The organism is Frateuria terrea (assembly GCF_900115705.1).
GTDB classification, from domain to species: Bacteria; Pseudomonadota; Gammaproteobacteria; order Xanthomonadales; family Rhodanobacteraceae; genus Frateuria_A; species Frateuria_A terrea.
On the sequence record NZ_FOXL01000005.1, the window covers coordinates 144387 to 157392 of the forward strand.

The 13006-nt window shown below is 65.4% G+C and carries 16 protein-coding genes and 1 pseudogene; 10 read left to right on the forward strand and 7 right to left on the reverse strand.

The window, feature by feature from the left end; all coding sequences use genetic code 11:
- Positions 1-60 precede the first annotated feature (60 nt).
- The 9 genes and pseudogenes from BMZ38_RS09820 to BMZ38_RS17960 all read left to right on the forward strand — a co-directional run bounded on the left by BMZ38_RS09820 (position 61) and on the right by BMZ38_RS17960 (position 2782).
- Positions 61-462: a hypothetical protein gene (locus BMZ38_RS09820; RefSeq protein ID WP_091336891.1), complete on the forward strand. Its 402-nt coding sequence runs from the start codon at positions 61-63 to the stop codon at positions 460-462.
- A 251-nt stretch (positions 463-713) separates the two neighbouring features.
- On the forward strand, positions 714-926 hold the full coding sequence (locus tag BMZ38_RS09825; RefSeq protein WP_091336893.1) for a DUF551 domain-containing protein: 213 nt from the start codon (positions 714-716) through the stop codon (positions 924-926).
- Positions 913-1221: a hypothetical protein gene (locus tag BMZ38_RS09830; RefSeq protein ID WP_091336895.1), complete on the forward strand. Its 309-nt coding sequence runs from the start codon at positions 913-915 to the stop codon at positions 1219-1221. The genes BMZ38_RS09825 and BMZ38_RS09830 overlap by 14 nt, the downstream gene beginning before the upstream one ends.
- Before the next feature lie 4 nt (positions 1222-1225).
- Positions 1226-1528 carry a hypothetical protein gene (locus BMZ38_RS09835; protein WP_091462172.1) on the forward strand — a complete coding sequence of 101 codons (303 nt, stop codon included), beginning with the start codon at positions 1226-1228 and terminating at the stop codon, positions 1526-1528.
- Positions 1525-1782: a hypothetical protein gene (locus BMZ38_RS09840; protein ID WP_091336902.1), complete on the forward strand. Its 258-nt coding sequence runs from the start codon at positions 1525-1527 to the stop codon at positions 1780-1782. Before BMZ38_RS09835 ends, BMZ38_RS09840 begins: the two co-directional genes overlap by 4 nt.
- Positions 1779-1973 carry a hypothetical protein gene (locus BMZ38_RS09845; protein ID WP_091336903.1) on the forward strand — a complete coding sequence of 65 codons (195 nt, stop codon included), beginning with the start codon at positions 1779-1781 and terminating at the stop codon, positions 1971-1973. Before BMZ38_RS09840 ends, BMZ38_RS09845 begins: the two co-directional genes overlap by 4 nt.
- Positions 1973-2227: a helix-turn-helix transcriptional regulator gene (locus BMZ38_RS09850; RefSeq protein ID WP_217638768.1), complete on the forward strand. Its 255-nt coding sequence runs from the start codon at positions 1973-1975 to the stop codon at positions 2225-2227. The genes BMZ38_RS09845 and BMZ38_RS09850 overlap by 1 nt, the downstream gene beginning before the upstream one ends.
- 99 nt (positions 2228-2326) lie before the next feature.
- Positions 2327-2515 (forward strand): annotated as a pseudogene (locus BMZ38_RS18205) (HNH endonuclease signature motif containing protein); the annotation flags it as partial.
- Positions 2516-2530: 15 nt separating this feature from the next.
- Positions 2531-2782 carry a hypothetical protein gene (locus BMZ38_RS17960; protein WP_245747347.1) on the forward strand — a complete coding sequence of 84 codons (252 nt, stop codon included), beginning with the start codon at positions 2531-2533 and terminating at the stop codon, positions 2780-2782.
- Here the strand turns inward: BMZ38_RS17960 and BMZ38_RS09860 are convergent.
- From BMZ38_RS09860 to murJ, 6 genes are all read right to left on the reverse strand, one after another.
- Positions 2766-3779: a tyrosine-type recombinase/integrase gene (locus BMZ38_RS09860; protein WP_245747346.1), complete on the reverse strand. Its 1014-nt coding sequence runs from the start codon at positions 3777-3779 to the stop codon at positions 2766-2768. The two genes, BMZ38_RS17960 and BMZ38_RS09860, sit on opposite strands and share 17 nt — an antisense overlap.
- 184 nt (positions 3780-3963) lie before the next feature.
- Positions 3964-4926 carry a 4-hydroxy-3-methylbut-2-enyl diphosphate reductase gene (gene ispH / locus BMZ38_RS09865; protein WP_091336910.1) on the reverse strand — a complete coding sequence of 321 codons (963 nt, stop codon included), beginning with the start codon at positions 4924-4926 and terminating at the stop codon, positions 3964-3966.
- Between the two features lie 90 nt (positions 4927-5016).
- Positions 5017-5511: a signal peptidase II gene (gene lspA, locus BMZ38_RS09870; protein ID WP_091336912.1), complete on the reverse strand. Its 495-nt coding sequence runs from the start codon at positions 5509-5511 to the stop codon at positions 5017-5019.
- A gap of 132 nt (positions 5512-5643) precedes the next feature.
- Complete coding sequence (gene ileS, locus BMZ38_RS09875) at positions 5644-8505, reverse strand: isoleucine--tRNA ligase (RefSeq protein ID WP_091336914.1); 2862 nt, start codon at positions 8503-8505, stop codon at positions 5644-5646.
- A 161-nt stretch (positions 8506-8666) separates the two neighbouring features.
- Entirely contained in the window at positions 8667-9620 is a 954-nt protein-coding gene (locus BMZ38_RS09880) for a bifunctional riboflavin kinase/FAD synthetase (RefSeq protein WP_091336918.1), read from the reverse strand.
- Positions 9621-9684: 64 nt separating this feature from the next.
- Positions 9685-11277, reverse strand: a complete 1593-nt coding sequence (murJ, locus tag BMZ38_RS09885; RefSeq protein WP_175483796.1) for a murein biosynthesis integral membrane protein MurJ — start codon at positions 11275-11277, stop codon at positions 9685-9687.
- A 245-nt stretch (positions 11278-11522) separates the two neighbouring features.
- Here murJ and rpsT point away from each other — a divergent pair, with 245 nt between their 5' ends.
- Positions 11523-11786, forward strand: coding sequence for a 30S ribosomal protein S20 (rpsT, locus tag BMZ38_RS09890; protein WP_008213299.1), 264 nt, complete (start codon positions 11523-11525; stop codon positions 11784-11786).
- 101 nt (positions 11787-11887) lie between these two features.
- On the opposite strand, the gene BMZ38_RS09895 is transcribed toward rpsT, so the two are convergent.
- Positions 11888-12928 carry a glycosylasparaginase gene (locus BMZ38_RS09895; protein WP_091336922.1) on the reverse strand — a complete coding sequence of 347 codons (1041 nt, stop codon included), beginning with the start codon at positions 12926-12928 and terminating at the stop codon, positions 11888-11890.
- Positions 12929-13006: the final 78 nt, after the last annotated feature.

The window sequence follows — 13006 nt, forward strand, 5'->3', positions numbered from 1 at the left end:
TGTTCTGTGGCGCGCACGCACTCCGAAGCGCACCCACCCCACCCACCAGGAGAAGCCGTGATGGGAGAGAAGATGACGCTGGAAGCCGTGCGCGACTGGCATCGGAAAAAGGCGCGTGAGATGGACGTTTGCGGGGAGCTTATGTTCCCGGGTCCGAACGAAAGCCCCTTCTACCGCTATCCGTCCGAAGCGTCCAAGGAACACGACCGTATTGCCGACGCCCTCGACGCCCACCTTACCCAGCCTGCGCAATGCCCCTACATCGCATCTAACGACGAGGGCACGCACTACTGCCGACTGGCTGAGAGTGCCCAGCCTGCGCAGGCGGTGGATGTGGGGGCGATCAATGCCGTGATCCGCGAGCTGCGCAAGTGGCCGAAGGAAGAAACGTTCTACGACCACCGGGCTACGCGCCTCGCTTGTGCCGACAAGCTAGCTGACGCCATCGGGGAGGAAAAATAGATGGAATGGATCATTCGTAATCGGCCACCCGTCCACTCGCCGAGAACACCAAGACCCGCCAAGCCGATTGGACAGTTTGGCCGCTGTCCTGCTGCACCGCTAGTACACGTCGAAGGGCTTGATGTGGATGTGCGTATTCGCGTTGACGACAACAACGACAGAGATAGCGCGCCTTGCCATGGAAATGGCTGAGCGTCGCTCTCGGCCAAGCACCGCCGCCCTCCCCAACGCCAACGGGAAGGAGGGGTGAGATGGGCTGGCAACCAATCGAAACGCTCGACCCGAAATGCGGCATGTTCCTCGCCTTTCACCCGCATCTCGGCCAGCGGATTCTCACTGTGGCGTCTTACGACGGTGGCTGGTTCTACAACGAACGCGGCGACCTGTACCCAAAGCAGGCCGTTACGCACTGGCACCCGTTACCCGACGCCCCACAGGAGGACACCCCCGATGCTGCCCGATGAGGTGAGGAAGGCGGTGGAGTATCTGGACGACCTGATACTCAACTATCACAACTTCGATCTACTGAAGTGGCAGACCATCCGCGCCCACCTGCTGGCCCGTGAGGCGGAGGTGGAGTTCGAGCAGAAACGCAGCGAAGAGCGCGGGCGCATGTTCGACCGTGAACAGCGCAGGCGTATAGCTGCCGAGGCGCTGCTGCGGGAGCTTCGTCTGCGCATCAACGAGACGCGCGGCCCTAACGCATTTGACGTTTTGCAGCGTGTAGACGCCCACCTTTCGGAGAACAGCCGTGGCTGACCCCATGCTTGCAGAGCTGGATGAGGTGAAGTGGCTGCGTGATGCGGCTGCTGGGATCGCGCTTGAGGGACATGCTGGCTGGGGTAACGCCTGCATCTTCGGTGCCGAATGCATCGAGCGCTTGCAGTCCACCCTAGCCGACATGGCGAAGCGGCTTGAGGCGGCGGAGAGGGATGCGGCGGTGATCCGCGAAGTGGTCGGGAACTGGCGAGTCTTAGAGCGCGTCAGCGGCAACAGCTTCGAGCGCGGCGCCTTCAAGCTGTGCGCAGACCAGATCAACGCCGCCACACAGGAGGGCGAGGGATGAAGCTGAGGACGGAGATGCGAAGGGTTGGTAGCCGCATGGAGCTATTCGATATTGAGCTAAACACCAGCACGTATCCAACCGTAGAACACGACGCTATGGCAGCACACGCGCTGTTGCAGGCGATGGTCGATTGCCGCAAGCGGTATAGCTCTCTGGAATACGCCGCTGACCAAACCGCAGAGCACTACCTGCAAAGCACGCTGGAACGCGCCGCCGAAATCCTGGCCGGCTGGATGGGGGAGGAAAGGGGATGACTCCGATTTGCAAGCACGAGGTGGAGGTGAAGCATTGCGCCGACTGCCTGCCAGCCGCCGCGATGAAAGCAGCCCGCAAGCTGTTCACCGTCAAAGGCCGCTACCACTCGCAGATTGCCATGTGCGAGTTGGGCGAACTGTTGGGCTATCCGGTCGTTTGGCCGAACAAGAAAGAGCAAGAGGTCGAGTGATGGGCGCTGAGAACGAAGACAAGAAGGACAACACCGTCGAGCTGATCGCGGCCCTTGTGGCTGGCGATCGCTGGTTGTCGGCGGATTCCTGCGCGGTGTTCCTTGGCGGGATCGCGCGACGCACGTTCCTGGAAAAGATCGCCTGTCGGCCTGACTTTCCGGCACCGTCGCGCATCCTTGGCACGACGAAGCTCTGGAAGAAGTCCGAGGTAGACCAGTGGGCCGAGCGCCAGAAGGTCAACCGAGCCGCTTAGCGTGTTATAATAACTCCTATGTATTCAGACTCTACATATGTCCGCGTAAAGGACAAGCTGGCCTTGTTTTCCGATACTTCGGCGTGTTGGGAATGGCCTATGTCAAAGACAAGAGCGGGATACGGGCAGCTTACATATAGGGAAGACAATTCCACCAAGCTTGCGTATGCGCACAGGGCATCGTTCGAGATAGCTAAAGGCCCAATACCGGATGGGATGTGCGTCTGCCACACATGCGACAACCCAGGGTGCTTCAATCCGAGTCATCTTTTCATTGGGTCGCATCAGCAGAATATGGCGGACATGGCCTCCAAGGGCAGGACAAAGAAGGGAAAGTCTTACCCGATCGGTGACGCCCATTGGGCAAAAGGAAGGCGCAAAGAAGTGCAAGGAAGTAACAACGGTAACTCAAAGCTGGAAGAGGCTGACGTCATTGAAATACTACGATCAAGCGAGAAAAATGTTCGTTTGGCCGAGCGGTTCGGTGTTTCGCAAACGATCATTTCGATGATCAAAAAGCGAAAGGTATGGGCTCATGTCAGCCCAAGCGTTTAGCTAGATCGCTGGCGGAAGTATTGTAATAAAGAAGAAGTGACTTCAAATCCTTGTGCCCGATGACACGGGCCAGCTCAAGCACGTCGAGCTTCTTGGACAGCCGCCAGATGGCCTCTGCCCTGCTGTCATGGAAGTGAAGGTCGCCAAGTCCTGCCGCTTGCCGCGCCTTGCGGAATAGCGAGTCCCGCGTCGGCGGGTGCAGGTCGAACACCGTTGCGGTGTCTCTTGGCAGTACAGAAAGGATTTCAACGGCACGCGTGGACAGCGGAACGTCCCGCGCCTCGCCGTTCTTGGTCTTCGGCAGGTGGATGTAGCAGTCTTTCAGGTGGACGTGCTTCCACGTCAGCCCGACTATCTCCCCGGCCCTACAGGCGGTTTCCAGAGCGAACAGGAAGGCTAGGCCCGTCCTCTGCTTCGCGGTGGCCGCAGAGAGGCCGTCATGCAGACCTAGCGCGGTCGAGAGCCTATCAATCTCGTCATCCGACACCCTGCGCTTACGGCTTGGCGGTGCCTTGGGCTTGCGCACGTCCTTGAGCGGGTTGGACTTGATCCAGCCCCAATCCCTGCGCGAAACCTCGATCACCGAGCGCAGAAGGTTCATTTCCCGTAGCACCGTGGCCGGCGTCACCGACTTGAGGCGCAAGTCTCGCCAGTCGGCAATGTCCGTGGGCGCTAGAGTCGCCATCGGACGCTTAGCTATCGGCATCTTCGCCATCGCGTCCAGGCGGGTGCGCTCCCATTTCTCCCCGCCCTTCCCTTTTGAGACCTCATCGCGGTAGCGCTCGAAAGCGTCCGCCATGTTCTTGTCCGGGAGCTTCTTGCCGGATAGCTGGGCCTCCCGTTCAACCGCCCATGCCGCTGCCTGCGCCTTGGTATCGAATGTGCCAGACTCGCGCACGCCTTCGACGTATACCTGAGCCCGCCACTTCTTGCCACGTTTCTGGAAGGTAGCCATCGCCGCCGTTGGTGTAATTTTGGCGTAACGATGATAGGGCAACGCGCATCCTAGTGGGGCGATAGTGCATATCGCTACCCGTCACGGATGGCTCAACCATGCGGCTTTGGTGGCGACACGCACGCCTATCGGGCGACAGCGCAAAACGCCAACATTGCCTATTTCCGGCACCAGATACGAAAAAGGCCCGCGCAAGCGGGCCTTTTTTTGCGGGCACCGCCTCGCGTCACAGGCTGGCAGGCACGCTGCCGCCGTCCAGGCGCAGTTCGCGCGGCAGCGCGAAGGTGATGGTTTCGGCCTCCCCCTGCAGCTCGCGTACTTCGCCGGCGCCCCAGGATTGCAGCCGGGCAATCACATCGCGTACCAGCTTGTCCGGCGCCGACGCCCCCGCGGTGATGCCGATGCGGGCGACGCCCTCCATCCAGGCGTGGTCGATGTGCTCGGCGCCGTCGATCAGGAAGGCCCGAACGCCGTGCTTCTCCGCCAGCTCGCGCAGGCGGTTGGAGTTGGAGCTGTTGACCGAGCCGACCACCAGCACCAGGTCAACCGCTTCGGCCAACCGGCGCACGGCGTCCTGGCGGTTCTGCGTGGCGTAGCAGATGTCGTCCTTGCGCGGACCCTCGATATCGGGAAAGCGCTCGCGCAGCGCGGTGATGATCGCCTTGGTGTCGTCCACCGAAAGCGTGGTCTGGGTGACGTAGGACAGCTGGTGCGGAAAGCGCGGCGCGAGCAAAGCCACGTCCTCCACCGACTCGACCAGCAGGATCTCGCCGCTGTTGGCCGGGTTCCACTGGCCCATGGTGCCTTCGACTTCCGGATGGCCGGCATGCCCGATCAGCACCACGCTGCGCCCGGTGCGGCCCAGCCGCGCGACTTCCATGTGCACCTTGGTGACCAGCGGGCAAGTGGCGTCGAACACCTTCAGCGCGCGCTGACCCGCTTCTTCTCGCACGGCCTGGGACACGCCGTGCGCGCTGAAGATCACCGTGGCGCCATCAGGCACCTCGTGCAGTTCCTCGACGAAGATGGCGCCGTCGGCGCGCAGCTTCTCCACCACGTAGCGGTTGTGCACCACTTCGTGGCGTACGTAGATCGGCGCGCCGTACGACTCCAGCGCGCGCTCGACGATGGCGATGGCGCGATCGACGCCAGCGCAGAAGCCGCGGGGATTGGCGAGCAGGATGTCCATGGGCGTTTCGCAGAAGTGACGGAGTACTGCAGCAGATGCCTGCGCTCGACCGCTGCGGTCATGCACGGACGCGCTCCTGCAACTGCCGCATTATCGCACGTCGGCCTTGCCGCTCCTGAAACCGAACAGGATGAGCAACACGGCACCTACCGTGATGCCGCAGTCGGCCACGTTGAAGACTGGATAACTCCACTGCCGGTAGTAGACCTGGATGAAGTCTGTTACCTGGGCCGCGTGCAGGCGGTCGACCAGGTTGCCCAGCGCGCCACCGACGATCAGCGCCAGCGGCAGCGCGGTGCGCCAGTCCCGGCGCGCGGTGCGTGCCAGCCACACGACCAGCGCGCCGCTGATCAGCAGCGCCAGCACCACGAAGAACCAGCGTTGCCAGCCATCGCCGGAGGCCAGGAAGCTGAAGGCAGCGCCGGTGTTGAAGGCCAGCGTCCAGTTGAGCACGCCGGGGACCACCGGATGCGGCATGCCGGCCGGCTGCAGGGCCTGCAGCGCCCACACCTTGGTGAGCTGGTCGAGGCCGATGACCAGCAGGGAGAGCAGCAGCCAGGGCAAGGCGTTGGGTTTGGGGTGCATGGGCCAGTCCGAAGCGATTTATCCAACACCGTTCGCCCTGAGCGTAGCGCAGCGGAGTCGAAGGGCAGCGTGCGGTCGGCCCTTCGACCCCGGCCTGGCGGGCCTACGCTCAGGGTGAACGGTTTCGTGTGGTCAGAACCAGCGGCGCGTCTCGCCCTGCCCCGCCACGTTTTCGATACAGCGACCGCACAGCTCCGGATGTTCCGGATGGCTGCCGACGTCAGGACGGCGGTGCCAGCAACGCACGCACTTGGCCGCGTCGCTCACGGTGGCCGAAACCCAGGCTTCGCCATCGGCCAGTTCCACCTTGGCTGCCTCGTCAGGACGCGGCGCAAGCGGTGCCAGCGCGGCATCGGACGTGATGAAGAAGAAACGCAGCTCTTCCTGCGCCGGTGCATAGCGCTCGACCAAGGCCGGGCCTGCGTGGATCGCCAGGCTCGCCTCCAGCGATGCACCGATCCGGCCGTCCTTGCGCATGCCCTCCAGCACGCGCGCGCCCGCTTCGCGGATGGCCAGCAGGTCGGCCCACCAGCGGCGCTGCTCGGGCGACCCCTGCGTCGCGGCCAGGCCCTCATACCAGGTTTCGAACAGCACGCTCTGGCCGCGCGCGCCGGGCAGCTGTTGCCAGATTTCTTCGGCCGTGAACGCCAGCACCGGCGCCAGCCAGCGGACCAGTGCCTCGGCGATGCGGAACATCGCGCTCTGCGCGCTGCGCCGGCCGTGGCTGTCGGTCGGCATGGTGTAAAGGCGGTCCTTGGTGATGTCCAGGTACAGCGCGCCCATCTCGTTGGTGCAGAAGTTCTGTACGCGCGAGACCACGTCCGGGTAGTCGTAGCGCTCGTAGGCCGCCACCATCGCCTGCTGCACGTCGAACGCCTGCTGCACCGCCCACTGGTCCAGCGGCAGGGTTTCCTCGACCGGCAGAAGGTGCTTGGCCGGGTCGAAGCCATCCAGATTGCCGAGCAGGAAACGCGCGGTATTGCGGATGCGTCGATAGCTGTCCGATACCCGCTTGAGGATCTCGTCGGAGACGGTCATCTCGTTGCGGTAATCGGCCGAAGCCACCCACAGGCGCAGCACGTCGGCGCCGAGCGTGTCCATCACCTTCTGCGGCGCCACCACATTGCCCAGCGACTTGGACATCTTGCGGCCGGAAGCGTCGACGGTAAAGCCGTGCGTGAGCACTTCGTCGTAGGGTGCGCGGCCGTTGATCGCCGAGGAGGTCAACAGCGAGGACTGGAACCAGCCGCGATGCTGGTCCGAGCCTTCCAGGTACATCACCTTGTACTGCGCGGCATCGCCCTGCTGCAGTTCCGGCCGCTGGCCGATCACGCAGAAGTGGGTGACACCCGAATCGAACCAGACGTCGAGGATGTCGGTGACTTTCTCGTAGTCCCCGGCCTGCTCGCCCAGCAGCTCGGCCGCATCGAGCTCATACCAGGCGTCGACCCCTCCCTGCTCGACCTTCTTCGCCACCTGCTCCAGCAGCGCGACGGAATCCGGATGCGGTTCGTGCGTGGCCTTGTGCACGAACAGCGCGATCGGCACGCCCCAGGTGCGCTGTCGGCTGATGCACCAGTCCGGACGACCCGCGACCATGCCGGCGATGCGCTCCTCGCCCCAGGTCGGCACCCAACGCACGTCCTTGATGGCTTTGAGCGCGGTCGCGCGCAGGTCCGACTGCTCCATGCCGATGAACCACTGCGGCGTGGCGCGGAAGATCACCGGCGTCTTGTGGCGCCAGCAGTTCGGGTAGCTGTGCTCGATCTTGGCGTAGGCCAGCAGCACGCCGCGACTGCGCAGCAGCTCGACGATCGCTTCGTTGGCCTTCCAGATGTGCATGCCGGCCAGCGCGAGGCCGTCGGCGGGGGGCACGTCCTCGCGGTAGGCCCCGCGCGGGCCGACGTAGTTGAGCGTGCCCAGGCCGTTGTCGCGGCCGACGATGAAGTCCTCCATGCCGTGGTCGGGCGCGGTGTGCACGGCGCCGGTGCCGTCCTCGGCAGAAACGTGCTCGCCGAGCAGGATGGGAACCTCTCGCGGATAGAACGGGTGCCGCAGCTTGAGGCGGTCGAGGTCCGCGCCCGTGGCGTGGCCGAGCACGCGCGCGGCTTCCACGCCATAACGCTTGAGCGCAGGCTCGACCAGCGCGCTGGCGACCACCAGCAGCAGGCGCTGGCCATCGCGTGCAGGTCCCTCGACCAGCGCGTATTCCAGCTCTGCACCCAGCGCCACCGCCTGGCTGGAAGGCAGCGTCCAGGGCGTGGTGGTCCAGATCGGCACGGCGACGATGGCGTCGCCGGGATCGACATCGAACTTGCCGGCCAACGCCTTGGGATCGACCGCATCGTAGGCCACGTCCACCGCCGGCGATTGCTTGTCGCCGTACTCGATCTCCGCTTCGGCCAACGCCGAACCGCAGTCGAAACACCAGTAAACCGGCTTGGCGCCGCGCACTACGTGGCCATTGGCGACGATGCGCGCGAGGGCACGCAGCATGTCGGCCTCGTAGCGGAAATCCATGGTCTTGTAGGGATGGGCCCAGTCGCCCAGCACGCCCAGCCGCTTGAAGTCGGCACGCTGCGCGTCGACCTGTTCCTGCGCGTACTCGCGGCACTTCTGGCGGAACGCGCGCGCATCGAGCTTCTCGCCCGGCTTGCCGTGCTTTTTCTCCACCGCGATCTCGATCGGCAAGCCGTGGCAGTCCCAGCCCGGCACGTAGGGCGAGCGATAGCCGGCCAGCAGCTTGGACTTGACCACCATGTCCTTGAGGATCTTGTTGACCGCGTGGCCGATGTGGATCGCGCCGTTGGCGTACGGCGGGCCGTCATGCAGCACGAACACCCTGTCGCGCCCGGCCGCATGCTGCTGGATCTGGGCATAGCGGCCGACCTTCTCCCACTCGGCCAACCAGTGCGGCTCGCGCTTGGGCAGGTCGCCGCGCATCGGAAAATCCGTCTGCGGCAGGTTGATCGTGCTTTTGTAGTCGTGCGTCATGGGGCTGTCCGTGGGGCGACGCCGGAAGGCGCGAAACGCGCTGGCGAACCGCTAAAACTAGTGGAAATTGTTGCGTTGCGGTAGGGGACGATCCGTGCATGGGCGCCCGCGGACGTCAGCAGAGACGGCGGCGTGCCCAGCGCGCTCCTGCTGGAGACCGCTCAGGCTTCCGCAAGCCGCGGATTCATGCCCAGCAACTCCCGCGCCTGCCTGGCGTCCTCGTGCATCTGCACGGTCAACGCCTCCAGGCCGTCGAACTTCCGCTCGTCGCGCAGCTTGGCGACGAACTCCACCGCCATGCGCCGGCCGTAAAGGTCACCCTCGAAGTCGAACAGGAAGACCTCCAGCACCGGTTGCTCGACCTGGTTGACCGTCGGCCGCAGACCCAGCGATGCCACACCCGGCCAGGCGCACGGCGCCTCGCCCAGGCCCACGCGCACCGCGAAGATGCCGTGCACCGGGCTGACCCGCCCGCGCAGGTGGATGTTGGCCGTGGGAAAGCCCAGCGTGCGGCCAAGCTGGTTGCCGCGCTCGACCCGTCCCTCGATCACGAACGGCCGGCCGAGCAACAGCGCGGCACCGGCGAATTCGCCCGCCGACAGCAATGCGCGCACGCGGGTCGCCGACACGCGTGCGCCGTCGAGCAGCACCGGCGGCATCACCCGCGTGACGAAGCCGAGCTGCGCACCCATGCGTTGCAGCAGTGCGACGTCACCGGCGCGCTTGTGGCCGAAGCGAAAGTCCTCGCCGACCCAGACCTCCCGCGCCGCCAGCCGCTCGACCAGCACCCGGCGCACGAACTCCTCTGCCGACATCGCAGTCAGCGAGGCGCCGAATCGCAACAGCAGCGCCTGCGCCATCCCGGCGGCCGCGAAACCCCTGAGCTTCTCGCGCACGCTGGAAAGCCGGGAGATCGGCTCGGGCGAGAAATAGGCCCGCGGAAGGGGCTCGAAGCTGACCACCGCCGGCAAAGCATCCAGCGCCTGGGCGCGAATGCGCACTTCGCCCAGCAGGGCCTGGTGCCCGCGATGCAGGCCGTCGAAGGCGCCGATGGCCACCACGCTGCCACCGGGGGCCAGGCAGGGGCCCGCAAGGTCCCGGGAAAGTCTCGTCATCCGGGCAGTATACGAGAGCCGTGCAGAGGTCCCGTATGCGCCCGGTTCCCTCTTTTGCCAAGCGTCAGGCCCCGCGCAGCTCGCCCAGGCGGAAGCCCATGGCGAAGAGCGCCGCCACGTAGGTCAGCCCCCCTGCCCCGACCAGCACCGCCAGGTGCCAGACACGGGTAGCTACCGGCACGACCATCCAGTGCGGCCACAGCCAGCGCCCGGCCAGCAGCACCGCCACCATCGCCGCGCAGGCGATGCCCAGGCGCAGCCAGTGGCGCAGCCAGCCCGGCCGCGGATCATAGACACCCGCGCGCCTGAGCCAGTACCAGAGCTGCGCGAATTGCAGGTAGTTGGACAACACGCTGGCGACCGCCAGTCCCACGTGCAGCCCCGGCACGCTGGCGATGCCCTGCAGCCAGCCCGCCTGGCGTTGCACCGGCGTGGTCCACAAGACATACAGCAGCCAAACGATCAGCACGTTGAAGACCATGTTGGAGATCAGCGATACCACCGCCGCACGCACGGGCGTACGCGTGTCCTGCCGTGCGTAGAACGCAGGCAGCAGCACTTTCACCAGCGCGTACGACGGCACGCCGCAGCTGAGCGCCATGGTGGACAGCGTCGTCATGCGCGTGTCGAACATCGTGTACTGGCCGTTCTGGAAAAACGTGCTCACCAGCGGTTCGGCCAGCAGCAGCAACGCCAGCATCGCCGGCACCGCGATCAGCAGCGTCGTGCGCACGCCCCAGTCCAGCGCCCGGGAGAAACCCGCCCGGTCGGTGCCCACATGGTGGCGCGAGAGCGCCGGCAGGATCACCGTGCCCAGTGCCACGCCGAACACGCCCAGCGGCAGTTCCAGGAACCGGGTGGACTGGTACATCCAGGTCTGCGAGCCGGTCACCAGCAGGGTGATCAGCACGGTATCGAGCAACAGGTTGATCTGCCCCACCGAGGCGCCGAACAGGGTCGGCACCATCAGTTTCATGATTCGCCGCACGCCCGGCTGGTGCCAGCCCCAGCGAGGGAGCGCCAGCAGGTCCAGCTCGCGCACCGCCGGCAGCAGGAAGAGCAGTTGCAGCACGCCGGCCACCAGTACCGCCCAGCCCAGCGACATGATCGGCACCGCCAGGCGTGGCGCCACCCAGAGAGCCCCGATGATCATGCACACGTTGAGGATCACCGGCGCCATCGCCGGCAGGCCGAAGCGGTGGAAGCTGTTCAGCGCGCCGCCGGCCAGCGCGGTCAGCGAAACGAAAAGCAGGAACGGGAAGGTCAACCGGAGCAGGTCGACGATCAATGCGAACTTGTGCGGCTCGGCCACCGCACCGGGCGCGAACACCAGCGCCAGTTGCGGCGAGAACAGCACGCCCAGCGCCACCACCACCAGCAGCACGCCGCCCAGCGTGCCGGCCACGCGCGCGGTCAGCTCCTTGAGCTCGGCGTGACTGCGGGTCTCCTTCACCTCGGTGAACACCGGCACGAAGGCGGTGGAAAACGAACCCTCGGCGAACAGCCGTCGCATGAAATTGGGAATGCGAAAGGCGATCACGAAGGCGTCGGTCGCAGCCGAAGCGCCGAACACGTGGCTCATCGCCACGTCGCGGGCCAGCCCCAGCACGCGCGAAACCATCGTCATGCTGCTGAACGAAAGCAGCCCGCGTAACATGCTCGGGGTTTTCATGCGTGGCGCGGAAACCGGTACGTGGCAAAGCTGGTAGTTTGACAGCCCACCGGGGCGCGCAGGTAGCTTCTGCGTGGCGACAAGGTGGCTTGAGGGAAGCCAGCCGGTCCACCCTCGCGGCAACATCGCCCCGGGATCTGCCAAATCCCGGGTAACCGGTTGACCGGCCAGCCCATTGCCCGCATAATTGCCCGTCTTTTTCCAACCCAAGCCTTCCCTGGAGTTCTACCTTGGCCAACATCAAGTCCGCGAAGAAGCGCGCGCGCCAGTCCGAGCAGCGCCGCCTGCGCAACGTCAGCGCCCGTTCCATGGTGCGCACCGCCCTGAAGAAGGTCGTCAAGGCCATCGAGGCGAAGGACAAGGCCGCCGCCGTGGAAGCCTTCGCCGCCGCCCAGCCGGTCATGGACCGCTACGCCGCGCGTGGCCTGATCCACAAGAACAAGGCCGCTCGCCACAAGAGCCGCCTCAACGCGAAGATCCACGAGCTGGCGTAAGCCGGCCTCGTCATCAAGGGTTGGTGAGAAGGCCGGCGCAAGCCGGCCTTTTCGTATGCGTGGCAGAAAGGCATGCAGCACCCGGCTGCCTCCTTCCATGGTCAAGAGAAACTGGTGGTGTACACGCTGGGTGAGGCGAACAGGCCATCGCGCTTCTTCGCGTCACAAACCGCGTAGGTAAAGCCGCGCTGGATCGCATGCGCACCCACGGCGCCGTCACGGCGCAGCGCGATGAAGCCGACCTGGATTTCCTTCGCCCCGTCCGGGCGCTTCTTCACGATACGGCGCACGGCCTCCTCGCAGGCTTCCTGTGGACTGCGCCCCTGCCTCATCAGCTCGACCACCAGGAAGCTGCCGGCATTGCGGATCACCTCCTCGCCCACGCCGGTGGAGGTGGCGCCACCCACTTCGCCGTCCACGTAGAGACCTGCGCCGATGATCGGGCTGTCGCCGACGCGGCCGTGCATCTTCCACGCCATGCCGCTGGTGGTGCAGGCGCCGGCCAGGTGACCATGCGCATCGACGGCAAGCATGCCGATGGTGTCGTGGTTGTCGCGCCCGCCTGGCAGGCCACGGTGGTAGTCGAGGTTCTCGCTGTTGACCACAGGCTTGTACCTGGCCGTCTTCAGCCAGTCGCGCCAGGCCTTTTCCGCTTCCGGCGTCAGCAGGTTCTCCTCGTCGAAACCCTGCTCGCGGGCGAACTGAAGCGCGCCGTCGCCGACCAGCAGCACGTGCGGCGTGGCCTCCATCACCCGCCGCGCCACGCGTATCGGATGGGCGATGTGCTCCAGGCAGGCGACCGCGCCGCAGCGACCGTCGAAATCCATGATGCTGGCGTCCAGGGTGACGTGGCCGTCGCGATCGGGATAGCCGCCCTTGCCGACGCTGTGGTTGGACAGGTCCGACTCCGGCACCTGCGCACCCTGCTCCACTGCATCCAGTGCCTTGCCGCCACGCGCGAGCACGGCCCAGGCCGCCTGGTTGGCGGGTACGCCGAAATCCCAGGTGGAGATCACGCGGGCGCCATCGGTGCCAGGCAGCGCACCCTTCGATGGCGCTGCGGTGGCGAACCCCAAGCGTGGCGCGGCAAACGCACCGGCGGCCAGCATGGAGGTCTTCAGGAACTCGCGGCGGGAAGGCATGTGCGGGGATTCCTCGGGAAGAAGCTCCGCATGATGCGCGATTCGGGCTGAGCAGGCGAACTTGGCGGTTTTCCCGTC